General features: G+C 51.3%; 19 protein-coding genes. 8 read left to right on the top strand and 11 right to left on the bottom strand.

Annotated elements, in window-relative coordinates:
- Positions 1–72 precede the first annotated feature (72 nt).
- The 3 genes from IO95_RS19490 to xylA form a co-directional block, all read right to left on the bottom strand.
- Positions 73–1959 carry an SEL1-like repeat protein gene (locus IO95_RS19490; RefSeq protein WP_023489566.1) on the bottom strand — a complete coding sequence of 629 codons (1887 nt, stop codon included), beginning with the start codon at positions 1957–1959 and terminating at the stop codon, positions 73–75.
- Between the two features lie 230 nt (positions 1960–2189).
- On the bottom strand, positions 2190–3641 hold the full coding sequence (gene xylB, locus IO95_RS19485) for a xylulokinase (protein WP_023489565.1): 1452 nt from the start codon (positions 3639–3641) through the stop codon (positions 2190–2192).
- 51 nt (positions 3642–3692) lie between these two features.
- On the bottom strand, positions 3693–5012 hold the full coding sequence (gene xylA / locus IO95_RS19480; RefSeq protein WP_023489564.1) for a xylose isomerase: 1320 nt from the start codon (positions 5010–5012) through the stop codon (positions 3693–3695).
- 434 nt (positions 5013–5446) lie between these two features.
- Here xylA and xylF point away from each other — a divergent pair, with 434 nt between their 5' ends.
- From xylF to xylR, 4 genes are all read left to right on the top strand, one after another.
- Entirely contained in the window at positions 5447–6442 is a 996-nt protein-coding gene (gene xylF / locus IO95_RS19475) for a D-xylose ABC transporter substrate-binding protein (RefSeq protein WP_023490838.1), read from the top strand.
- A gap of 33 nt (positions 6443–6475) precedes the next feature.
- Positions 6476–8017: a xylose ABC transporter ATP-binding protein gene (locus IO95_RS19470; RefSeq protein WP_023490839.1), complete on the top strand. Its 1542-nt coding sequence runs from the start codon at positions 6476–6478 to the stop codon at positions 8015–8017.
- Positions 7995–9194 (top strand): xylose ABC transporter permease XylH, encoded by a 1200-nt coding sequence (gene xylH, locus IO95_RS19465; protein ID WP_023490840.1) that lies wholly within the window; start codon positions 7995–7997, stop codon positions 9192–9194. Before IO95_RS19470 ends, xylH begins: the two co-directional genes overlap by 23 nt.
- Before the next feature lie 86 nt (positions 9195–9280).
- Positions 9281–10459, top strand: coding sequence for a D-xylose utilization transcriptional activator XylR (xylR, locus tag IO95_RS19460; RefSeq protein ID WP_037386748.1), 1179 nt, complete (start codon positions 9281–9283; stop codon positions 10457–10459).
- A 115-nt stretch (positions 10460–10574) separates the two neighbouring features.
- Here the strand turns inward: xylR and rraA are convergent, their stop codons facing one another.
- From rraA to priA, 7 genes are all read right to left on the bottom strand, one after another.
- The gene (rraA, locus tag IO95_RS19455) at positions 10575–11060 is read right to left on the bottom strand and encodes a ribonuclease E activity regulator RraA (RefSeq protein WP_023490842.1); all 486 of its coding nucleotides are present in this window, start codon (positions 11058–11060) and stop codon (positions 10575–10577) included.
- Between the two features lie 92 nt (positions 11061–11152).
- Positions 11153–12067: a 1,4-dihydroxy-2-naphthoate polyprenyltransferase gene (locus IO95_RS19450; RefSeq protein WP_023490843.1), complete on the bottom strand. Its 915-nt coding sequence runs from the start codon at positions 12065–12067 to the stop codon at positions 11153–11155.
- Between the two features lie 80 nt (positions 12068–12147).
- Positions 12148–13482, bottom strand: a complete 1335-nt coding sequence (gene hslU, locus IO95_RS19445; protein ID WP_023490844.1) for an HslU--HslV peptidase ATPase subunit — start codon at positions 13480–13482, stop codon at positions 12148–12150.
- A 12-nt stretch (positions 13483–13494) separates the two neighbouring features.
- Positions 13495–14025, bottom strand: a complete 531-nt coding sequence (hslV, locus tag IO95_RS19440) for an ATP-dependent protease subunit HslV (RefSeq protein WP_023490845.1) — start codon at positions 14023–14025, stop codon at positions 13495–13497.
- Between the two features lie 275 nt (positions 14026–14300).
- Positions 14301–15236, bottom strand: a complete 936-nt coding sequence (gene ftsN, locus IO95_RS19435) for a cell division protein FtsN (protein WP_037386744.1) — start codon at positions 15234–15236, stop codon at positions 14301–14303.
- A gap of 358 nt (positions 15237–15594) precedes the next feature.
- The gene (gene cytR, locus IO95_RS19430) at positions 15595–16623 is read right to left on the bottom strand and encodes a DNA-binding transcriptional regulator CytR (RefSeq protein WP_023490847.1); all 1029 of its coding nucleotides are present in this window, start codon (positions 16621–16623) and stop codon (positions 15595–15597) included.
- A 299-nt stretch (positions 16624–16922) separates the two neighbouring features.
- On the bottom strand, positions 16923–19118 hold the full coding sequence (gene priA, locus IO95_RS19425; RefSeq protein ID WP_023490848.1) for a primosomal protein N': 2196 nt from the start codon (positions 19116–19118) through the stop codon (positions 16923–16925).
- Positions 19119–19317: 199 nt separating this feature from the next.
- Between priA and rpmE the strand changes: the two genes are divergently transcribed.
- A complete protein-coding gene (gene rpmE / locus IO95_RS19420) occupies positions 19318–19533 on the top strand; it encodes a 50S ribosomal protein L31 (RefSeq protein WP_023490849.1) in 216 nt (71 codons plus the stop codon).
- 66 nt (positions 19534–19599) lie between these two features.
- On the opposite strand, the gene metJ is transcribed toward rpmE, so the two are convergent.
- Entirely contained in the window at positions 19600–19917 is a 318-nt protein-coding gene (gene metJ, locus IO95_RS19415) for a met regulon transcriptional regulator MetJ (protein WP_023490850.1), read from the bottom strand.
- Positions 19918–20346: 429 nt separating this feature from the next.
- Between metJ and metB the strand changes: the two genes are divergently transcribed.
- The 3 genes from metB (at position 20347) to metF (ending at position 25060) form a co-directional block, all read left to right on the top strand.
- Complete coding sequence (metB, locus tag IO95_RS19410) at positions 20347–21507, top strand: cystathionine gamma-synthase (protein ID WP_023490851.1); 1161 nt, start codon at positions 20347–20349, stop codon at positions 21505–21507.
- A 2-nt stretch (positions 21508–21509) separates the two neighbouring features.
- A complete protein-coding gene (locus IO95_RS19405) occupies positions 21510–23945 on the top strand; it encodes a bifunctional aspartate kinase/homoserine dehydrogenase II (protein ID WP_023490852.1) in 2436 nt (811 codons plus the stop codon).
- A 224-nt stretch (positions 23946–24169) separates the two neighbouring features.
- The gene (gene metF, locus IO95_RS19400; RefSeq protein WP_023490853.1) at positions 24170–25060 is read left to right on the top strand and encodes a methylenetetrahydrofolate reductase; all 891 of its coding nucleotides are present in this window, start codon (positions 24170–24172) and stop codon (positions 25058–25060) included.
- Positions 25061–25111 lie beyond the last annotated feature (51 nt).

The following is a 25111-nucleotide window of genomic DNA, read 5'->3' as shown; positions in this document are numbered from 1 at the left end:
GGCGGCTATTCTGCCGCCAATTATTCACCTTGGCAATAATTGTTTAAGGCGTTGTGATGCGGATTTTGTCAGTTACTGCTGACCCTTCGCTTTTTTTTTAGCGCTCGGTGAATCACTTTCCAGCGCTTTCAAGGCCTCTGCGGCCTGGTCATTAGGGGCTTCAATGGCCGCAGCCGCCCGCAACCAAAAAAGGGCCTGTTCTTTATCTTGGTTTACACCCACGCCATCACGGTACATAATTCCCAGTTGATATTGAGCATAGGGGGAAGGGTCCTCTTGCTCGGCGGCAGCAAGGAACCATTTGGCTGCTTCCACTTCCTTTTTTTCGACCCCGTTACCTTCCAGGTACATGAACGCCAAATCATATTGAGAATCGCCATCGCCCTGTTCTGCGGCCCGTTGAGTCCATATAAAACCTTGCTTATTGTCTTCTGGCACACCATCACCATGACGATACATATTGGCAAGCTTCACTTGAGCGTCGATATAATCCTGCTCTGCGGCTTTACGAAACCATACCGCCGCTTGGGCTTTATCCTGTTTTACCCCTAGGCCTTGGTAGTAGTGGTAACCTAACCGATATTGGGCCTCAACAACACCAAGTTCTGCGGCTTTATGGAACCAGATGACAGCTTGTGTATCACTTTGTGGTACGCCTAGGCCTTGTTGGTAGCGATAGGCGAGTTTAGTTTGATTGTAGACATCGCCCTCTTCTGCTGCTTTCATAAACCAGGCTGCCGCTTGTGCTTTTTCCTCTCCGATGCCTTGGGCTTCATATTCAAGCTGCTGTTTCGCTTCTGCATTACCTTTTTCCGCCGCGGCACGAAACAACGTTATGGCCCATTGATGATCTTTTTTTACCCCCTGGCCTCTTTCATATCGGTAGCCGAGTTGTAGTTGGGCCTCAGCATTACCCCTCTCCTCTGCCTTGCGCAACCACGCTAAGGAGGTTTTATCATCTTGTTCTATTTGTTCGATGAGGTCGCATTCTTCGCAGTCATATTCTAAGGCATTACCACGTTCGTATAGGTAAGCGAGTTGCAGGTAAGCATCCACATTTAATGATTCTGCGGCCATGTTAAACCACACCAACGCCTTGCCCTCATCTTGTTCTCCCCCCAGCCCTTGTAAGTACATCATACCGCGCTGGTATTGCGCATCCCCCGACCCATGGTTGGCGGCTTTTTCAAACCACTGCGCGGCTTGAGTATAATCTTTTACGCCATTCACGCCTTGTAGGTAAGTGATGCCCAATTGGTACTGAGCATCCATTAAATCCTGGTCAGCGGCTTTGCGCAGCCACTCTAGCGCCAACGCATCATTCTTTGCGACACCTTGGCCGGTTTGGTACATCAGACCCAGCTCGAACTGAGCCACTCTATCGTTCTGCTCTGCAGCCTTGCGATACCACAGGATGGCTTGCGCGGGATCTTTTGCCACCCCTTGACCGACCTTGTACAGGTCAGCTAGCTTGCCTTGGGCAAGCACATCCCCTTGCTCTGCTGCTTTTTGATACCAAGTGAGGCCTTGGGTATAATCTCCCGCTAACAAGTAGATATTACCCAGTGAGTTTTGGGCCTCGGTATGCCCTTGTTCCGCTGCTTTGCGCAACCAAGCTATGGCTTGCTGACTATCTTTTTCCACACCTTGGCCACCTGCATATGCTTGGCCTAGTTCAAACTGAGCATTCACATCCCCTTGTTCTGCGGCTTTACGAAACCACTTCGCCGCTTGCGCAAGATTTTGCTCTACCCCCAGAGCATTGCTATACATGAAACCTAGCTGGTATTGGGCTCTGGCATCGCCTTGTTGTGCTAAAGGCGACCATTGTTTCAATGCTTCGCTGTAATCGTCTCTACTGTACGCGGCAGCCCCTTCGTCATAATTGGCTAACGCCGGGGTATTCAGACACAGTAAAACAAGGCCGGTGGTGAGTGTGTAGCGCAAAGTGGTCAGCATGGTATGCCTTCTAAAACAAAGAGAAACGGTTGGCGATGGGAAAAACAACACATGAAAAGCAGAGCTCACTATAGAAAGTCAGTAAGTTTAAATCAATAAAATAAGAAATTAACATAAAAATCAATATGTTATTAAAATATAGAAACGCAATTGTGATGTGCCAGGAACGGACGGATAGGTTAATAACTTGGCGTTGTGGTGACAACGCCAAGGGTTTTAGCGGTAAGAGATTACATTAGCGGTTGCAGGCAGCGATACAACTCACGGAAGGTAGCCCGTTGCTCGGTATAGTACTGGTGTCGCTCTGCATTGGGTTTATGTACCTGCTCCAGTGGTAATTGCGGTAATAGTGCGCTTAATGGCTGCTCGGGGTTGAGGGCAATCTGGGCCAGGCGAGCGGCCCCTAACGCTGGGCCGACATCCCCCCCGGTACGGTATTCCAACTGTTGACCGCTGATATCCGCCAGCATCTGCCGCCAGAATGGGCTACGTGCCCCACCACCAATCAAGGTAATTGATGAAGGCTGCAGACCACTGGCATGCAGCACGTCCATACCGTCAGCCAGGGCAAATCCCACCCCTTCCAGCACCGCACGCGCCAAGTCATTGGGGCCATGTTGGTGAGTCAACCCCCAGAAGGCACCTTTGGCATTGGGGTTGTTATGTGGGGTACGTTCACCGGACAGATAGGGCAAGAACCACAGTGGCGCGGCCGCTGGTGTCGCCTGCTCAACGTTGCGTAGTAAAGTGGCGACACTGTCCACATTGGTGAGCTGGCAAGCCCAATCCAGACAAGCGGCGGCGCTGAGTATCACTGACATCAGATGCCAGGTTTGCGGTAAGGCATGACAAAAACTGTGTACTGCGCGCGCTGGGTTACTGAGAAAACCGTCACTAACGGCAAAATAAACCCCAGAGGTTCCCAGTGACAACATGGCTTGCCCGGCTTGATATAAACCGACACCCACAGCACCTGCCGCATTGTCACCGCCACCCGCTACCACTGGTACCGATGGTATGCCCCAACGCTGAGCCAGTTGGCAATGTACCCGGCCAGTGATCTGGTTACCTTCAAACAGTATGGGCATTTGTCTGCGGGTTAACCCACAGGCATTGAGCAGCGTATCGTCCCAGTCACGTTGGGCGACGTTCAACCACAGGGTGCCAGCCGCATCGGACATATCGCTGGCAAACTCGCCAGTGATGCACCAACGCAGATAGTCTTTCGGCAATAACACCTTGTCGATTTGGTTGAAGAGTTGTGGCTCGTTTTCTTTTACCCATAGGAGCTTTGGAGCGGTAAACCCCGGCATCATCAAATTACCGGTAATGTCGCGCGAATTAGGAACCGCTTGCTCCAGAGTTTGGCATTGGGTAAAGCTACGGCCATCGTTCCACAGGATCGCCGGACGCAGTACCTGTTGTTGCTTATCTAATAAGGTGGCGCCATGCATTTGGCCGGTCAGGCCAATGGCTTTAACTGCTTGCAGATTATGTTGCTTGCCTAATGCCAGCATGGCGCGGTCAGTGGCCTGCCACCAATCTTCAGGGGATTGTTCAGACCATAAGGGGTGAGGGCGTGAAATAGGTAAGGGTTCACTATGGCTGGCCAGCAACTGGCCTTGTTCCCCGAGCAGGATGATTTTTACGCCGGAAGTGCCGAGATCGATACCAATATACATAAGCACAAGTCCTTTAAGGCGAGGCGATTGAGGCCACCGCGCAACAGTGAATTAGCCGAACAAGTAACGGTTCACCAGGTTCTCCAGTTTTTCCTGCTGCCCACTGGCATGCTGGGGGGCCAAGGTCTGTTGTTCAGCGTACTGTGCCAACTCAGCAAGTGACAACTTACCTTGCAGGATTTGCTGGCCCAATTCGCCATTCCAACCCGCATAACGTTTTGCCACCAACTGGTGTAGCTTGCCGTCTTCGATCATCCGGGCTGCTACCTTCAATGCCAGTGCCATGGTATCCATTGCCCCAATATGACCATAGAACAGGTCATATTTATCGGTGCTTTGACGGCGTACTTTGGCATCAAAGTTGAGTCCCCCGGTGGTAAAGCCGCCCGCTTTGAGGATTTCAAACATCACCAGCGCGTTCTCTTCTACGCTATTTGGGAACTGGTCGGTGTCCCAACCCAGTTGTGCGTCGCCACGGTTGGCATCCACCGAGCCAAAAATCCCCAATGCGATGGCAGTTGCTATTTCGTGGTGGAAAGAGTGACCTGCCAGCGTGGCGTGGTTGGCTTCAATGTTCACTTTGATCTCTTTTTCCAAACCGAACTGCTTGAGGAAGCCGTAGACGGTAGCGACATCATAATCATATTGATGCTTGGTTGGTTCCTGGGGTTTAGGTTCGATCAGCAGTGTGCCTTGGAAGCCAATTTTATGCTTATGCTCAACCACCATCTGCATAAAGCGGCCAATCTGTTCACGCTCCTGGCGCAGATCGGTATTGAGCAATGTTTCATAGCCTTCACGTCCTCCCCACAGCACATAGTTTTCCCCCCCCAAACGCTGAGTGGCGTTCATGGCGGTGAATACCTGGGTCGCCGCCCAACTGAAGACTTCAGGGTCTGGATTGGTCGCGGCACCTGCACCGTAGCGCGGATGGGTGAAGCAGTTAGCGGTGCCCCAGAGGAGTTTCACCCCACTACTTTGCTGTTTCTCCGCCAACACGTCGGTCATAATGGCAAAGTTGTTCAGGTACTCTTTCAGTGTCGCCCCTTCAGGTGAAACGTCGATATCATGGAAGCAGTAGTAAGGCACATTCAGCTTATGGAAAAACTCAAAAGCGACATCAGCTTTGCGTTTGGCTAGCGCCAAGGCCTCCCCGGATTGCTGCCAAGGGCGATCAAAAGTTCCTTTACCAAACATGTCTACACCATTCCAGCAGAAAGTATGCCAGTAGCAAGCGGCAAATCGCAGATGGTCAGCCATGCGTTTACCCAAGATGATTTCGTCGGGGTTGTAGTGGCGGAATGCTAATGGATTGGTGCTATTGGTACCTTCGTAACGAACTTGTTCAAGCTGATCAAAATAGGATTGCATGAGTGACTCCTCGCTAACAATGCCCGGTGTAAAAGGGGCGGGATGCGTTAATCTTCAGAGTAATTAATGCAATGCTCAATTACGTTATTTCACACTTAAATTCACAGAATTATTAAATGTGCGCCGGATCTCATTATTGCTTCAATTGATGCTATTAACCCTTGGGGCTGGCTGCCTCGTTATTTCACCGCATAGAGCTCGATGGGTTTGTCACTGACGGCTTGTAGTTTGCATGAGTATAAAACATGATCGCTATCATAAATTTAACATTAAACCAAAAATCATAATTGGCCGATAAAAATCTGTAATTGCTGAATACACCATAAGTGATAACAATCCATGGGAAGTTTCGTAATTTATCCCGTTTCCTTTCAATTTATGTTGTCTGAAAGTGAGCGGAACACTATTTCCCTACACAACTAAAGGGTTATAAGATGAAATTCAAATCACTTCTTCTTTCTGCTTGTACACTTCTGCTGTTAGCCAGCCAAACGGGATACAGCAAAGAGATTAAAATCGGTATGTCCATTGATGATCTACGTTTAGAGCGCTGGCAAAAAGATCGCGATATTTTTGTAAAAAAAGCCGAGTCGCTGGGGGCGAATGTATTTGTCCAATCTGCCAATGGCAATGAAGAGACCCAGATGGCGCAGATCGAAAATATGATCAACCGTGGTGTCGATGTACTGGTGATTATTCCTTATAACGGCCAGGTGTTGAGTAATGTGATCAGTGAGGCAAAGCGTGAAGGGATCAAGGTTCTGGCTTATGACCGCATGATTAACAACGCGGATATCGATTTTTATATCTCGTTCGATAATGAAAAAGTGGGCGAGATGCAGGCTCAAAGTCTGGTGCAACGGGTACCGCAGGGTAACTATTTCCTGATGGGCGGTTCGCCGGTAGATAATAACGCCAAGCTGTTCCGCAAGGGGCAAATGACGGTACTACAACCTTTAATCGACAGTGGGAAAATCAAAATTGTCGGTGATCAGTGGGCCGACGGCTGGCTGCCAGAAAATGCGCTGAAGATTATGGAAAACGCCCTGACCGCCAACAACAATCATATTGATGCGGTGGTTGCTTCTAACGATGCGACGGCTGGTGGTGCTATTCAGGCTCTGGCTGCACAAGGGTTGGCAGGTAAGGTGGCTATTTCTGGTCAGGATGCTGATTTGGCGGCGGTAAAACGTATTGTGGCAGGCACACAAACGATGACGGTGTATAAACCGATCAGCAAATTGGCGAATGAGGCGGCAGATATCGCGGTACAACTGGGTAAAGGGGAACAACCTAAATCCAACGCCCAATTAAATAATGGCAATAAAGAGGTCCCAGCCTGGTTATTAACACCGGTTCAGGTGGATAAATCTAATATTGACAGCACTATTATTGCCGATGGCTTTCATAAGAAATCCGATATTAATTAGTTCCTGGCAAACTCGTCGTGGGGGGAGTAAATAATGCCCTGCCTGTTAGAAATGAGAAATATCACTAAACAATTCGGTGCAGTGAAAGCGGTAGATAATATCAGCCTGCAATTAGAGGCAGGTCAGGTATTATCTTTATGTGGTGAAAATGGCTCAGGAAAATCAACGTTGATGAAAGTGCTGTGCGGAATATATCCGCACGGCAGTTATCAAGGGGACATTTATTTTTCCGGCGACCTTATCACCGCGAAAACCATTCGTGACACCGAGCAGAAAGGGATTGCCATCATTCACCAGGAGTTGGCCTTGGTGAAACAGATGACGGTGTTGGAGAACATGTTTCTCGGTAACGAGTGGGGCCGTTTTGGGTTGATGGATTACGACGGGATGTATCTGCGTTGTCAACGTATGTTGGCACAGGTCAAGCTGGAGGTTGATCCCAATACCCGGGTGGGTGAGCTGGGGTTAGGGCAGCAGCAACTGGTGGAGATTGCCAAAGCCTTGAACAAACAGGTGCGTTTGCTGGTGCTGGATGAACCCACCGCGTCATTAACCGAAAGTGAAACCGCCACATTGCTGACGATCATTGCCGACCTGCGTGATCACGGTATTGCCTGCATTTATATCTCACACAAACTTAACGAAGTGAAAGCCATCTCCGACGCTATCTGTGTGATCCGGGATGGTAAGCATATCGGTACTCGGCAAGCGGTTGGAATGAGTGAAGACGAGATCATTGCCATGATGGTGGGCCGTGAGCTGACCGAACTCTATCCACAGGAGCCCCATACCATTGGTGAGGTGGTCCTGCAGGTGGAAAACCTGACCGCCTGGCATCCGGTTAACCGACATATTCGCCGGGTAGACAATGTGTCCTTCACTCTGCGGCGTGGTGAGATCCTCGGTGTGGCCGGGTTGGTGGGGTCTGGGCGTACTGAAACCATGCAGTGTCTGTTTGGTGTTTACCCGGGGCGTTGGCAGGGCAGCATCACCATTGAGGGGCAAGTGGCGACCATTAATCACTGCCGTCAGGCGATGGGCTATGGCATCGCGATGGTGCCGGAAGATCGCAAACGTGATGGCATTGTGCCGGTGATGGGGGTGGGAGCCAATATGACATTGGCGGCACTGGATGATTTTAGCGGGGCCTTGACGGTGCTCGATGATGCGCAGGAACAGGCCACCATTCAGCAATCATTAGCACGATTACGGGTAAAAACTTCCTCCCCGGAATTGGCCATTGCCCGGTTGAGCGGGGGCAATCAGCAAAAAGCGATTTTGGCGAAGTGCCTGTTGCTGAACCCGAAAATCCTCATTTTGGATGAGCCGACGCGTGGCATTGATATTGGTGCCAAGCAGGAAATTTATAAGTTAATCAATCAACTGGTACAACAAGGGATTGCCGTGATTGTGGTTTCTTCCGAATTACCGGAAGTATTGGGATTAAGCGATCGGGTGCTGGTGATGCACCAAGGGCAGATCAAAGCCGATTTGGTGAACCGAAATCTGACCCAGGAACAAGTCATGGAAGCGGCCTTGAGGAGTGAAACACATGTCGAAAAGCACGCAATCTGAAGCAAGTTTACCGCCGATGGTGCAGGAAAATAGGGTGCAGAAAAAGCCTTTGCTGGGGCTAAAAAGCGTCAATCTGCAAGTGTTCGTGATGTTGGCGGCGATGGTCGTCATCATGTTGTTTTTTACCTTTACCACCGAAGGGGCCTATCTCAGTGCCCGTAATATCTCTAACTTGCTACGCCAGACGGCGATCACCGGCATTCTGGCGGTGGGCATGGTATTTGTGATTATTTCGGCAGAGATTGACCTTTCCGTGGGTTCAATGATGGGGCTATTGGGCGGGGCGGCGGCGATATTCGACGTTTGGTTTGGTTGGCCATTGCCATTGACCATTGTGGTTACGCTGTTGGCTGGGGTGCTGCTGGGGGCCTGGAATGGCTGGTGGGTGGCCTATCGCAAGGTACCGTCGTTTATTGTCACGCTGGCGGGGATGCTGGCTTTTCGGGGCATCCTGATTGGGATTACCAATGGCACCACGGTCTCCCCCACCAGCAATGCCATGTCGCAGATTGGTCAGAGCTATTTACCCAATGGGGTAGGGTTTGGTATCGGTGCTGTCGGGTTGATGCTGTTTGTTACCTGGCAGTGGCGGCGGCGCAGTAAACGCGCACAGTTGGGTTTACCTGTCACCACCGTCAATGGCGATGTGACTCGGCAGAGCATCATGGCTGTATTGGTGCTAGGGGCTATCTATCTGCTAAATGATTACCGCGGTGTGCCAACGCCAGTGCTGATCCTGGTGGCTCTGATGCTGGCGGGGATTTTTATGGCAACGCGTACTGCTTTTGGCCGGCGGATTTATGCCATCGGCGGCAATATTGATGCGGCGCGGCTTTCTGGTGTTAACGTAGAGCGCACCAAACTGGCCGTATTTGCGATTAATGGCCTGATGGTGGCGATTGCTGGGTTGATCCTCAGTTCACGTTTAGGGGCAGGCTCCCCTTCTGCGGGCAACATTGCCGAATTGGACGCCATCGCCGCCTGCGTGATCGGGGGAACCAGCTTGGCCGGGGGCGTCGGCAGTGTGGCCGGTGCGGTGATGGGGGCATTTATTATGGCTTCCCTCGATAATGGTATGAGTATGCTGGATGTACCGACGTTCTGGCAGTACATCGTCAAGGGGGCAATTCTGTTACTGGCGGTCTGGATGGATTCGGCCACTAAACGTCGGGTATAGCGGCTACTTCACGACTGTGGTGGCATTTTTCCTGCTCTTTGTCAGGTTGCGCCATGCAGAGAGCGGGTATATTTCTAGGGAAGCCCATGTTCAAGAAACGCTACCGTATTACTCTGCTGTTCAATGCCAATAAAGTGTATGACCGCCAGGTAGTGGAGGGGGTTGGGGAGTATTTGCAGGCATCACAAAGTGACTGGGATATTTTTATCGAAGAGGATTTTCGTTGCCGTATCGATAATATCAAAGATTGCTTAGGGGATGGCGTCATCGCTGATTTTGATGATCGGAAGATTGAGCAATCGTTACACAACGTCAATGTGCCGATTGTCGGTGTTGGCGGGTCTTACAATCGCCAACAGGATTACCCGCCAGTGCATTACATTGCCACCGATAACTACGCCCTGGTGGAAGCGGCGTTTATGCATCTGAAAGAGAAGGGGTTGAACCGCTTCGCCTTCTATGGTTTGCCGGTCGCCGTGGGCAAACGTTGGGCACAAGAGCGTGAGTATGCCTTCCGCCAGTTGGTGGCGGCAGAGCAGTATCAAGGGGTGGTGTATCAAGGGATGGAAACGGCCCCTGAAAACTGGCAATACGCGCAGAACCGGTTGGCGGACTGGGTACAAACACTGCCTCAGCAAACCGGGATTATTGCAGTGACAGATGCACGCGCACGCCACCTGCTGCAGGTGTGTGAGCATTTGGATATACCGGTGCCAGAAAAACTCTGTGTGATTGGTATCGATAACGAAGAGTTGACCCGTTACCTCTCACGGGTGGCGCTCTCTTCGGTGGTGCAGGGAACCCGGCAGATGGGCTACCGGGCTGCCAAGTTATTGCATCAGCTCCTTGATCAGCGGCAACTGCCATTGCAACGGATCCTGGTGCCACCGGTGAAGGTTATCGCGCGGCGTTCTACCGATTTCCGCTCCTTGCGTGACCCGGCGGTGATCCAGGCGATGCACTATATTCGTTACCACGCCTGCAAAGGGATCAAGGTGGAACAGGTGCTGGATGCTGTGGGCATGTCGCGCTCTAATCTGGAAAAACGCTTCAAAGATGAAACCGGCCAAACCATCCATAATGTGATTCATGAAGAGAAACTGGATCGCGCCCGCAATTTGCTCACCGCCACCTCGTTGTCAATCAACGAAATTTCACAAATGTGCGGTTACCCTTCGCTACAGTATTTCTATTCTGTATTTAAGAAAGGCTATGACATGACGCCGAAAGAGCACCGAGATCGCTATGGTGAAGTAGGATATTGAAGGCAAGGTCTGGCGTGATAGGTTTAATAGCCACTATGACTCAAGTTGCCACTTGCCAGCAACTTGAGTGAGTCTAATGAACCTGGCCAGCATGGTACTAACCACCCTTCGTTGGTTACTCGATATCGAGCGGATCTTCAGAAAGGATGATGCCGGTATTATCAGCGTAGAGATGGTCGCCAGAGAAGAAAGTGACACCGCCAAAGTTAACGCGGATATCGCTCTCACCAATGCCATCACTGGCTGCACCTGCAGGAATAGCGGCCATGGCTTGAATACCAATGTCCAACTCGGATAAGTCGTCCACCTGGCGTACCGCACCATAAACCACGATACCTTCCCAGGCGTTCTGAACCGCCAGACGAGCCAATTCCGCATTGATTAATGCACGGCGTACTGAGCCGCCACCATCAATCAACAACACACGACCAAGACCATTTTCTTCGAGCAGTTCAAACAACAGGCCGTTATCCTCAAAGCATTTCACGGTAGTAATTTGACCGCCAAATGAAGTACGCCCGCCAAAATTAGAGAACAGAGGCTCAACTACGTTGACCTCTTCCTGGTAGATATCACAAAGTTCGGAAGTATCGTATTTCATCGTATTTTACGTCGGTTTGCCGCTGGAATAATCAGTATATCCCTTTATTCGCCCTGTTGGCAAAATCATCACGGCATTCAGGTGAATACCCGTTAACTGAGAACCACCCCGATGGCAAATAGCACATTGGCTAACAAGGCGATTTTGACTATCTGCCCCATAAGTGGGCGCATACCTGTGGTCGTAGGGTCACGTAGCACGCGTAGGCCGTGTCGGAATAGAGCCGGAATAGCAAATATAAACAGCCAGCCCCATAAGCTGTGCAAATTAAACAGAGCAAACAAAGCAAAGCACAGCATGGCACCCATTAGTAGTGAAACATAATAGTAACGTGCTTTCTGTGGGCCAAGGTGGACGGCCAGGGTATTTTTACCGTTGGCACGGTCGCTTTCGATATCCCGTAGATTATTGATGTTCAGTACCGCTGTGGCTAATAGTCCGCAGGCGGTTGCTGGCAGCATAACGATGCTGTCGAAGGTGTGCGTTTGCAGATAGTAACTGCCAGCCACACTGAGCCAGCCGAAGAATATCAATACTGAAATATCCCCCAATCCCATATAACCGTAGGGCTTGTTACCAACGGTATAGGCAATGGCAGCAATGATCGCCAACCCACCCAGGATCAGGAATCCCACTACATCACTCAGCGTATCGCAGGCAACGGCAATCAGCCAACTGCCTGAAATAACCACCATAATTACCGTCAGCACCAATGCTCGCTTCATCTGACTTTGGGTAATGATGCCTTTTTGCATACCGCGTAATGGACCAATGCGGTCTTCTTTATCACTACCCTTAATCGCATCACCATAGTCATTGGCCAGGTTGGAGAGTATCTGCAGTAGACCGGCGGTGAGTAGAGCCAACAATGCCACGACCGGTTTCAGACTATCTTGCCAAGCCGCGATAGCAGAACCAACAACGATGGAGGCAAAGGCCAAGGGTAATGTTCGTGGCCGCAAACTTTCCAGCCAGGCTTTGGCCGATGTAGTGGTTAATAAGCTCATTTTTCACTTCAGTAAGTCAACAGATGGGAGGTTAGACCTCCCACATAGATAACTAGCAGTGCAATAATACAGCAAACTGATTACAGGATAAAACGACTCAGATCTTCATCCGCGACCAGTTCATCCAGGTGACTACGCACATAATCGGCATCAATGGTAAACGATTGGCCATTACTTTCACTGGCATCGAAAGAAATATCCTCCATCAACCGCTCTAGTACCGTGTGTAGACGACGTGCGCCGATATTTTCGGTGCTTTCGTTCACCTGCCAGGCTGCTTCAGCGATACGGCGGATGCCATCGGTGGTGAACTCAATGGTGACACCTTCGGTTGCCATTAAGGCTTTATATTGTTCCGTCAGCGATGCGCTCGGTTCCGTCAGGATGCGTTCAAAATCTTCAGTGGTCAGCGCTTGCAACTCCACACGGATCGGCAGGCGCCCTTGTAATTCCGGGATCAGATCGGCAGGGCTGGCAGTTTGGAATGCACCGGAGGCAATAAACAGAATATGGTCTGTTTTCACCATACCGTGCTTGGTTGACACGGTACAACCTTCCACCAGTGGCAGCAGGTCACGTTGTACTCCTTCACGGGAGACGTCAGGGCCGGAGCTTTGGCCGCTGCGCTTACAGATTTTGTCGATCTCGTCGATAAAGACAATACCATGTTGCTCAACGGCTTCTATCGCTTGCTGTTTTAATTCTTCCGGGCTGACCAACTTGGCGGCTTCTTCTTCCACCAACAGTTTTAAAGCATCCTTGATCTTCAGCTTGCGTGGTTTTTGCTTCTGCCCACCGAGATTCTGGAACATGGATTGCAGTTGGTTGGTCATCTCTTCCATACCCGGCGGCGCCATGATTTCTACCCCGATAGGGGCGCTCGCCAGGTCAATGTCGATCTCTTTATCGTCCAACTGACCTTCACGCAGTTTCTTACGAAATACCTGGCGTGCGGCAGAGGGTTCACTTTGCTCTTCTGACTGACCCCAGTTGTTTTTCGCTGGTGGGATCAGGACATCGAGAATGCGTTCTTCAGCCAGTTCTTCGGCGCGAATGCGGTTTTTTTCGATGGATTGCAGACGTACCATTTTTACCGCAGCATCGGTGAGATCGCGGATGATAGAGTCAACTTCCTTACCCACATAGCCTACTTCAGTGAATTTGGTCGCTTCTACTTTGAGGAACGGCGCATTAGCCAATTTGGCCAGGCGACGGGCGATTTCGGTTTTACCGACACCCGTTGGGCCGATCATCAGGATATTTTTCGGGGTCACTTCATGACGCAACATTTCATTCAGTTGCATACGGCGCCAGCGATTACGCAGGGCAATGGCAACAGCACGTTTGGCTTGTTTCTGGCCAATAATGTGACTGTCCAGTTCACTGACGATCTCGCGCGGGGTCATTTCAGACATGTTATTCGATCCTTACGCTTTGGAAGGTAATTCTTCAATAGTGTGGAAATGGTTGGTGTAAATACAGATGTCTCCAGCGATACAGAGAGATTTCTCTACAATTTCGCGGGCGTTCAATTCAGTATTTTCCAACAGTGCGCGAGCAGCCGACTGGGCATAGGGGCCACCGGAACCGATTGCAATCAAATCATTTTCTGGCTGAATCACATCACCATTACCGGTAATGATCAATGAAGCATTTTCATCTGCAACCGCTAACAGCGCTTCCAGTTTGCGCAGCATACGGTCAGTACGCCAGTCTTTTGCCAGTTCAACCGCGGCTTTCACCAGATGGCCCTGGTGCATCTCCAGCTTGCGCTCGAACAGTTCGAACAGGGTGAAGGCATCAGCCGTTCCGCCAGCGAAACCAGCAATCACTTTATCGTTATATAGGCGGCGAACTTTTTTGACATTACCCTTCATCACGGTATTGCCCAGAGTGGCCTGACCATCGCCCCCGATCACTACCTGGCCATTGCGGCGTACACTTACAATTGTTGTCACGAGCAAACCCTTATTGCCGAGGGAAAAAAGCCCCCGTCGCTCTGTGGGAGCAGAAGCGACGGGGAATAATATTGAGAGTATAGACTCGCTGTCATTCAAGTGGCGGGGCCGCTGTGGTACCAGTGGGATTCTAATCCGTCTTGAACCATTGACTACCGAGTTGCCACCTGTCTACCAGTTGAATGAACCCGGCCGTACCTCTTGGTTAACCGTGCTGTTCACGGGTAATAAAGGGAGACGACCACCGAATAGAGATGGGGGATGGTTGACATTTTTCAACCCCCAACCGCAAGAGGAATACAATCTGACATTCCCATGCCTTTTAAACGAGCCAGGGCTTTGTCTGCTGCGGCACGGGTACTGTATGGCCCAAGCATCACACGGTTCCAGCCACCACCCGCAGTGATACGACTTTCGACACCGCTAAACGCTAATTGCGCTCGTACCGATTCCGCCTGCTCAGTGGCGTGGAATGAGCCACACTGTATCATCCACTTCTGCTTCGACTCAGGCTTGGTGTCCTGCTTGGCGGTTTCTTGTGGCTTGGTTTCTGGTTTCGGTTGTGGCTTCGGTTCCACCTGTCGGGTTTGAGCTGGTGGGGTAACCGGCTTAGGTTGCGTCACCACTGGTTTTGGCTGCTGCATAGGCTGTGGCTGAACCGCACTATCGCCATTGTTGAATGGGTTACGGGGTTGCTGTGTTACCTGTTGTTGTGGTGCTGACTGTTGTGGTGCTGACTGTTGTGGTGCTGACTGCGGATGTTCAGTGTTGCGCACCTGGGATGGGGCATTGTAAGGCACTTCAGACAACTGCGTTGGCCGCTGCTGCATATCAGCTTGCATTTGCTCGAGCAGTTGGCGCTGTTCATTGGTTATTTGAGTTTTGGAATTCACTTCACCACCGGCGGTTGGCTGGGTGGGTGACTGGACACCAATCTGGCGATTCTCCAGTTCTTTGATGTAACGCCAGCGCTCTTCCGGTTTTGGTGGCAGGCTATTCGCCGGGTGATTCCCATGCGAAGGAATCAGTGGTGCATCCCCTGGTTTGTTATGGGTAATAAAATAGAGGCCACCGATAAAGACAACCAGCAGGGCAACCGCCAGCGTCACCATGGTTTTAGATACTCCCGGGGAATTGCGTCTTTTACGGCTGGGGGCCTTGCGTCGCGCGGGTCCTGAGCGCCCTCGGCCTACATAGTCTCTTTGTGCCACTATAATTCCGCTGTATCCTGATTAAAGTTAAGGCCTATTGGTTTACCGTTATCTTGCAGGCTGTCGCGCGGTGACTGGGTTTATGCCCTTGACTACTCACCAGAGTAGCGGGTTCCGCGTCTGTTTGTTTACCACCGACCTGCAACTTCAATGGGCTGTGTATGTACCCGTTCTACTTCGAATTGCTTGAGTATAGGCTATTTTTCGGTCACTAAAAGGCGACATTCTGCGGGTTTGCCCCACAGGGCTGCGCTGATAAAATGACCACAACAATCATGCTTAAATCACGCTTAAATCATTCAGACGCCGGTCAGACAGGCGTCTGATTAGTCATGTTACTTAACTCAAAAATATTTGACTAGCATTTAAGAGCGGCGGTGCTGCCTCTGATGATCAATTCACTGTCTAAAAGCCGGGAACCGCTGTTAACCACCTGCCCATGCAATTGTTCCAACAGGAGCAGCATGGCCTGCTGACCAATCTGAAAACGAGGCTGTGCCACTGTCGTCAGAGGGGGGTCACAATACTGTGCCTGTTTTATATCGTCGAAGCCGATAATGGACAAGTCTTGTGGCACCCGTAGACCCATTTTTTTAGCCTGGGAGAGCGCACCAATGGCCATGACATCATTATGGCAAAAGATTGCCGTGGGTGGTTTCGGCAGTGCCATCAACGAGGCTAATGCCTGTGCACCTGCCTCATAAGTAAAATCACCACGGGTAATATAACTACTTTCGATATTAATGCCATTGCGGCGTAATGCCTGGATATAGCCCTGTAGCCGATAATGGCTGAGTGGCATCTGCTCGGGCCCGGCGATGCAAGCTATCTGCTTATGGCCCAATTGCTGTAGATAATGTACCGCTTCAAAGGCGGCGGTCAGGTTGTCGATATGAACGGTGGGCAGTTCCAGTTCCGGTGCAAATTCATTGGCCATCACCATCGGTGGGAGATTGCGCTGCTCTTCTTTGCCCGCATCAAAAGGGAGATTGGAGCCAAGCAGCAACATGCCATCAATCTGTTTGGTGATGATCAGATTGACGAAGGTTCTTTCCTGTTGGTTCTGTTGGGCACAATCGCCGATCAGTACCAGATAGCCCTGTTGCACCGCAGTCTGTTCGATTCCCTGGATCACATCGGCAAAAAACGGATCGCAGATATCAGGGACGATGACCAGAATGGTGCGGGACTCATTGCGTTTGATATTACGTGACAGAGTGTGAGGGGAGTAACCTACGGCTAACACAGCCTGTTCTACTTTCTGGCGTGTTGATGTTGAGACCTTTTCCGGGTTCATCAGCGCACGCGATACGGTTGCAGTTGAAACACCGGCCATATCGGCAACGTCCTTCATGGTGGCCATGGGCAATTCTTTCTTGTGTTGCAACGCCTCTCTCCTTGCATTATCCCTAAGTCAACGCAGTTACTTCAGCTATTTCATCAAGCAGGCGTTTGGTGGTGTGACGGTTTAGTCGAGCCATCTACGCTGGGGGCCTTCAGTGACTCATCCCCTCCTTGCATTACTGCCATAGGTTACTTGAATGAGCTTGAGTATAAACAGATTACGATCTGCTTTTATTGCTTAATTTGCATAAAAAGTGTGATACGGGAAGGTTTTCCCGTGTTAGATCGCAAATTGGTAAGATTAACCTCTGCCTTACCCCGCTCAACCAGGTTGTTTTCAACTCAACTATCGCTGGGGTCAACGTCCAACGTCCATTTCACTTTACGTGCTTGTGGCAACGTATCAATCAATGGCAAGGTGTTTTTGAACAACTGCTGTAACAGACGTCGGGAAGGGTGTTGTAACAGTAATTGCCAACGGAAACGGCCCCCACGTTTGGCTTGCAATGCAGGAACCGGGCCCATCACCCACAATGCGTTATCCTTCAGTGGGCTGGCTTCCAGCAGATTGCGTAATTGTTGCAGGAACAGTGGTGCCTGTTGATTGTCGTGATCTTCCGAACGCACGATGATGTGGTTGGTATAGGGGGGCAGGAAGACACTTTGGCGTTCAGCCAATGTTTGCTTGGCGAAAGCGTCGTAACCTTGTTGCAGCAGAGTCTGCAGTAACGGGTGTTCCGGGTGGTGGGTTTGCAGCAGCACTTCACCCTGCTTGCCTGCTCGCCCGGCGCGGCCGGAAACTTGAGTATAAAGTTGGGCGAAACGCTCGGCGGAACGGAAGTCCGCCGAGAATAGCGCACCATCAACGTCCAGCAGCGCAACCAGTGTGACATCGGGAAAGTGGTGGCCTTTTGCCAGCATTTGCGTTCCGATCAGGATGCGCGGACCACCGCGTTGAATATCCGCCAGATGCTGTTCCAGTGAGCCTTTACGGCTGGTGGTATCGCGATCAATTCGAGTGATAGCGGTTTCCGGGAACAGTGTGACCAGCTCGTGTTCCAACTGTTCCGTACCCACACCGATGGCGACCAGATGGGTTGAGCCACATTGTGGGCATTGGTGTGGTACTGGGCGCTGGCTATCGCAGTGGTGGCAGCGTAATTGGCGATGATTCTGGTGGAGGGTGTAGTAATGGTCACAGCGCTGGCATTCAGCGATCCAGCCGCATTCATGACACAATAACGCCGGGGCATATCCGCGCCGGTTAAGAAATAGCATCACCTGATTACCGTTCTTCAGATGGTGCTGCATGCTTTTCAACAGCGGTTGAGAAAGCCCGACTTTCAGTGGCAGGCCCTTCAAATCGATCAGATGCTGGTTAGCGGCTTTAGCATTACCCGCTCGCTGGGTCAATTTGAGTTGGCGATATTTGCCTAATTGTACGTTTTGCAGTGTTTCCAACGCCGGTGTTGCCGTGCCCATCACGATGGGGATGCCCTCTTCCCGAGCACGGAATACGGCGAGATCACGCGCGTGATAGCGCCAGCCCTCTTGCTGTTTATAAGAGCTGTCGTGTTCTTCGTCGATGATAACGATGCCAAGCTGAGAAAAGGGGGTGAACAACGCCGAGCGAGTGCCAATAACGATGGCGGTTTCGCCGCTGCGCGCCCTTAGCCACACCGCCAGTCGTTCGCTGTCGTTCAGCCCGGAATGCAGTACGTCCACCGGTGCTTTAAAGCGTTCACGAAAGCGGGCAATGGTTTGCGGTGTCAGGCCGATCTCAGGAACCAGTACCAGAGCCTGCCTGCCTTTCGCCAGGATGTTTTCCAACACGCTGAGGTAAACCTCCGTTTTACCGGAGCCGGTGATCCCCGCCAACAACCAGGCGGCAAATTGATCATCTTCACTGCGAATCGCCCCTACGGCGGTGGCTTGCTCGGTATTGAGCCTAAGCCGCTCCCCCAGGACTTTAAAGTTTGGCCGCCAATCTTGTTTCGGTATCACTTGCGCACGTAGCACCGCCAAGTCTTTGACCCGTAGCGCTTGAAGTGCGCTTTCTGTCAGTGCCAATTCATTGACTTGGTGGCGATATATCGGCTGTTGCAGCAGTGCCGCCAGTGCTTGTTGCTGTTTCGGAGCGCGCTTGAGGCTCTCCAGTGGTGTGGCTCGCCCTGGTTCAGTGGCGATCCATTGCCATAGCGGCTCGCTTTCTGCCGGTTTGCCCTGGCGCAGCAGAATGGGTAATGCATGGAACAGCACTTCACCAATGGGGTAATGATAGTATTCACTGGCCCAGAGTAAGATATGCCACAGGCTGGCAGAGAACAGCGAATCGTTGTCCAACAGCGTGTCGATAGACTTGAGCTTCTCCAAGGGCAGTTCGCTGCTTTCACTATAACCGGTGATAATGCCTATTGCCCGTTGTTTTCCCCAAGGGACACTGACCCGTGCGCCACAGACTGGCTGCTGGCCTGCTGGCAGCAGATAATCAAAGGTGCGGGCAAGAGGAACCGGCAGAGCAACGTGTACAACAGGCATGTGGCTATCCAGAGGGCAAAAGATGCGGGCTAGTTTACACTGTAGGCCGCCAAATGTACGGATCCGATTGCGCAGTATATTTTATTCTGTATAATTTGCCGCCTTTGATATAATTCCATATCAAATATGATGATTAACTACGTGTGGTGTCTGGCGGAACACGGCTGGATAGCGACACGGCCTTAACTGAGGTTCCCCCATGCAAAAAGGTATTCACCCAAAATACGAAGAAGTTACTGCGAACTGCTCTTGCGGTAATGTGATCAAGATCCGCTCTACTGTGGGTCATAATCTGAACCTGGACGTTTGTGGCGAATGCCACCCGTTCTATACTGGTAAGCAGCGTGATGTTGCTTCCGGTGGTCGCGTTGACCGTTTCAACAAGCGTTTCAGCGTACCAGGCAGCAAGAAGTAAGTTTTCTTGCAGTCAGACAAAAGGCGCCTTGGGCGCCTTTTGCATTTTTGTCTGTTGGCTAGGCTATCAATATTCCCAGGTATCAGGGTCCACCCCTAATTCACGCATCAGCACTTTTGCGACTTCCGGGATTTCATCACTCCGCTCTTTACGCAGATCTTCATCATCGGGTAATGGCTGACCAGTAAAAGCATGTAGAAATGCTTCGCATAGCAATTCGCTGTTTGTCGCGTGGCGCAGATTGTTGACCTGGCGGCGGGTCCGTTCATCAGTCAGGATCTTCAAGACCTTCAGCGGAATGGATACCGTGATTTTTTTTACTTGCTCGCTTTTTTTACCGTGTTCAGCGTAAGGGCTGACATACTCGCCGTTCCACTCAGCCATGGGACACCTTAAGATTTGTTTGGAAATTACAAAATTCTAAAAACCAGCCAATTATGCCCGATTTTCGTTGTTCTCACTCAATAAATATCAATTTTACACGACAAAGGTCATTGAATAGTATCGATGAAATCTCTATCCCACCGATACCCTTCATACTGCAAGGGGTCGTGGTGTTGGTTGCGTTATCTGGCTCATCCCTCGCGGGGGAGCGGCAGTACAGTTTAAAAACCGATTGCGCTTCTGTTCTGCAACCTGAATAAATCCGAATAGAAGTACAATATCCGAATAGAACTACAATGTTAGCGGGTATTTTCTTTTTGCTCAATCTATACGCAAAGAAGTTTAGATGGCTAGATGTATTGACGTCTATTTCTGCTGGGGTTAATCTTTAGGCTTCATTCTCCCACTTTCCGAGAGCCGAGATACCCTATGACACATAAACCAGCCACGATTGCCGTGCGTAGCGGCCTGAACGATGATGAGCAGTACGGTTGTGTTGTCCCACCGATCCATCTTTCAAGTACTTACAATTTCATCGACTTCAACCAACCTCGTGCTCATGATTATTCACGCCGTGGAAACCCGACCCGTGATGTGGTGCAACGTGCGCTAGCAGAACTGGAAGGGGGCGCCGGTGCGGTGATGACGGGAAGCGGTATGTCGGCGATCCATCTGGTGACGACGGTATTGCTCAAGCCTGGCGACCTGCTGGTGGCACCTCATGACTGCTATGGTGGCAGTTACCGTCTGTTTGATAGCCTCAGCAAACGTGGTGCGTATCAGGTGTTGTTTGTTGATCAGAGCAACCCCGTTGCATTGCAGCAGGCATTGGCACAAAAACCGAAAATGGTATTAATCGAAACGCCCAGTAACCCGTTATTACGTGTGGTGGATATCGCGGCAATCTGCCAAGCCGCACACCAGGTGGGGGCATTGGCGGTTGTCGACAACACTTTCCTCAGCCCTGCCTTGCAACAGCCACTGGCACTGGGGGCTGATCTGGTGGTGCATTCTTGTACCAAGTACCTGAATGGTCACTCCGATGTGGTGGCCGGCGCGGTGATTGCCAAGGATCCGGAGCTGGCGGTGGAACTGGCTTGGTGGGCGAACAATATCGGCGTGACCGGGGCGGCATTCGATAGCTATCTGTTATTGCGTGGCATAAGGACTTTATCACCACGAATCAAAGCCGCACAGCATAATGCCGAAGCAATTGTCAGTTATCTGCAACAGCAACCCTTGGTTAAAAAGTTGTATCATCCTTCCTTGCCGGAAAACCCAGGCCATGAGATTGCCTGCCGCCAGCAGCGCGGGTTTGGTGCCATGCTCAGCTTTGAGCTTGATGGTGATGAGGCGTTGTTACGCCGTTTTCTCTCTGCGCTGCAACTGTTTACTTTGGCGGAATCACTGGGTGGGGTAGAAAGCCTGATCTCACATGCGGCGACCATGACCCATGCCGGGATGGCGCCAGAAGCGCGCGCCGCTGCTGGCATTTCTGACAGTTTGTTACGTGTTTCTGTGGGTATTGAAGACAGCGAAGATTTGATTAGTGATCTGGAACAAGCCTTCCAGGCAGCGGCAACGAGGTAAGCATGAATGCAATTGCGGTAGCAGGACCGGTGAGTGGGCGGCAGCTACATAAATTTGGTGGCAGTAGTCTGGCTGATGTGAAGTGTTATTCACGGGTTGCCGGGATTATGGCGGAATATAGCCGACCTGGCGACCTGATGGTGGTTTCGGCTGCTGGTAGCACGACGAATCAACTGATCAACTGGTTAAAACTAAGCCAGAGTGATCGCTTGGCGGCACATCAGGCGCAGCAGACGCTGCGCCATTATCACAGTGAACTGATCAGGGGGTTATTACCGTCTGAGCGTTCACAGCCATTGGTTGACGAGTTTATCCGCGATCTTGAGCGTTTGGCCATTTTGCTGGATGGTCACGTTGACGATGCTGCCTATGCCGAAGTGGTGGGGCATGGGGAAATCTGGTCTGCCCGGCTGATGGCCGCCGTATTGAACCAGCAGGATATGCAGGCGATATGGCTAGATGCCCGTGATTTCCTGCGCGCTGAACGTGCTGCACAACCGCAGGTGGATGAAGGCCGCTCTTATCCACTGTTGCAGCAACTGTTGGCACAGCACCCTGGCAAACGCCTGGTGGTGACTGGCTTTATCTCGCGTAATGACGCCGGTGAAACGGTGTTGCTCGGGCGTAATGGTAGTGACTATTCTGCAACGCAAGTTGGTGCATTGGTGGGCGTAGAGCGGGTCACTATCTGGAGCGATGTCGCGGGTGTTTACAGTGCGGATCCGCGCAAAGTGAAAGATGCCTGCCTGTTGCCGCTGTTGCGTCTGGATGAAGCCAGCGAATTGGCACGTCTCGCGGCACCGGTTCTGCATACCCGGACATTGCAGCCGGTATCTGGCAGCGATATTGATTTACAACTACGTTGTAGCTACCAACCTGAGCAGGGCTCGACACGTATTGAACGTGTGTTGGCCTCCGGTACCGGTGCCAAGATAGTCACCAGCCATGATGATGTTTGCCTGATTGAGTTCAGTGTCGCTCCGCAGCGTGACTTCAAGCTGGGGCGGCAAGAGCTGGAACTGGTGCTCAAGCGTGCACAGATAAAACCCTTGGCGGTGGGGCTGCACCCCGATCGTAGTCTGATCCAATTGTGCTATACCTCGGAAGTAGCGGGGAGTGCACTGGACATCTTACAGGCGGCGGGGTTGCCCGGTACGTTACAACTGCGTGAAGGCTTGGCGCTGGTGGCGTTGGTCGGCGCTGGCGTTGGTAAGAATCCGCTGCATAGCCATCGCTTCTATCAGCAATTGAAAGATCAACCGGTAGAATTTATCTGGCAAGCAGAAGATGGCATCAGCCTGGTAGCTGTATTACGCCAGGGGCCCACCAGTCTGTTGATCCAGGGCTTGCACCAGACGCTGTTCCGAGCGGAAAAGCGCATTGGGCTGGTGTTGTTTGGCAAGGGTAATATCGGCTCGCGTTGGTTGGAATTGTTTGCTCGTGAACAGACCAACCTCTCTGCGCGTAGTGGCTTTGAATTTATTCTGGCGGGGGTGGTGGATAGCAGCCGCAGTTTACTGGATTACCAGGGGCTGGATGCCAGCCGTGCGTTAGCGTTCTTTGACGAAGAAGCCCAGCAGTTGGATGAAGAATCCCTGTTCTTGTGGATGCGAGCACACCCGTTTGATGATTTGGTGGTTCTTGATGTCACTGCCAGTGGCAATCTGGCGGATCAGTATCTGGATTTTGCCAGTTATGGTTTTCATGTGATCAGTGCCAATAAACTTGCCGGGGCGTCCAGTGGTGCCAATTACCGTCAGGTGCGTGATGCGTTTGCCAAGACCGGGCGTCACTGGTTGTATAACGCCACGGTGGGTGCCGGGTTGCCGGTGAATTATGCGGTACGCGATCTACGCGACAGCGGTGACAGTATCTTGGCGATCAGTGGTGTTTTCTCCGGTACCCTCTCTTGGTTATTCCTGCAGTTTGACGGCACGGTGCCCTTTACTGAACTGGTGGATCAGGCCTGGCAGCAAGGGTTGACGGAACCGGACCCACGGGCTGATCTGTCGGGGCAGGATGTGATGCGCAAACTGGTGATCTTGGCGCGGGAAGCGGGTTATGACCTTGAGCCTAACCAGGTTCGTGTTGAATCGTTGGTGCCAGCAGGTGCCGAGCAAGGTTCTATCGATCAGTTTTTTGAAAACGGCGATACCCTGAATCAGCAAATGTTGCAGCGTTATGAAGCCGCCAACGAAATGGGCTTGGTGCTGCGTCACGTGGCGCGTTTCGATGCCAATGGTAAAGCGCGTGTGGGGGTTGAGGCGGTGCGACCAGAACATCCACTGGCTTCGCTGTTGCCTTGTGACAACGTGTTTGCCATTGAAAGCCGTTGGTATCGGGATAACCCACTGGTGATCCGTGGCCCAGGGGCTGGGCGCGATGTTACCGCCGGGGCAATTCAGTCTGATCTTAACCGTTTGGCACAGTTACTTTAAGTCGCCCTATCCGTCGTCATTCAAGCTGCCAGGGCTATCCTCGCCACTTGAATGATGGCGCTTGTGACCCCGAACATGAAATTTTTTCACATAGCGTGAGGATTAATCATCGTCTTACGCTTACTTTCCTGTTGACTCTTCAGGCAACATCCGGCATTTTCTCTTTAGACGTCTAAACGTATAGACGCTTATTTGGCGATATTGAGATAAGAGGCGGGCAGGGAATGAGTTTTTTTCACGCAAACCAGCGGGAAGCGCTGAATCAGAGTTTGGCAGAGTTAAATGGCCAGATTAATGTGTCGTTCGAGTTTTTCCCTCCGCGTACCAGCGAGATGGAAGAGACCTTGTGGCAATCGATTGATCGCCTGAGCAGCCTCAAACCCAAATTTGTTTCCGTTACTTACGGTGCCAACTCAGGTGAACGTGATCGCACCCATAGCATCATCAAAGGGATTAAAGAGCGCACCGGCCTGGTTGCCGCCCCGCACTTAACCTGTATTGATGCTACTCCATCACAGCTTATTGATATTGCCACTGATTACTGGAATAGCGGTATTCGTCATATTGTCGCTCTGCGCGGTGATTTACCCCCGGATAGTGGCAAACCTGAAATGTATGCTGCCGACTTGGTCACGCTGCTGAAAAGTGTTGGCGATTTTGATATTTCGGTAGCGGCTTATCCAGAAGTTCATCCAGAAGCAAAGAGTGCCCAGGCAGACTTGATCAACCTCAAACACAAAATTGATGCGGGTGCTAACCGTGCTATAACCCAATTTTTCTTTGATGTAGAAAGCTATCTGCGTTTTCGTGACCGTTGCGTGGCGACCGGAATTGATGTGGAAATTGTGCCGGGTATTCTGCCCGTCTCCAATTTCAAACAACTACAGCGCTTTGCCACCATGACTAACGTGCGGGTGCCAAACTGGATGAGCAGCATGTTTGCCGGGCTGGATGATGACCCGGAAACGCGCAAGATGGTCGGTGCTAATATTGCGATGGATATGGTGAAGATATTAAGCCGCGAAGGGGTAAAAGATTTCCACTTCTACACGCTTAACCGTGCGGAAATGAGCTATGCCATCTGCCATACGTTAGGGGTTCGCCCGGCGGTTTGAATAAACGCGGATATAACACTGATAATACCCAAGGTACTGTAATGGCAGTAC

The organism is Serratia sp. DD3, assembly GCF_000496755.2.
This window is presented reverse-complemented; position numbering and strand designations above follow the sequence as displayed.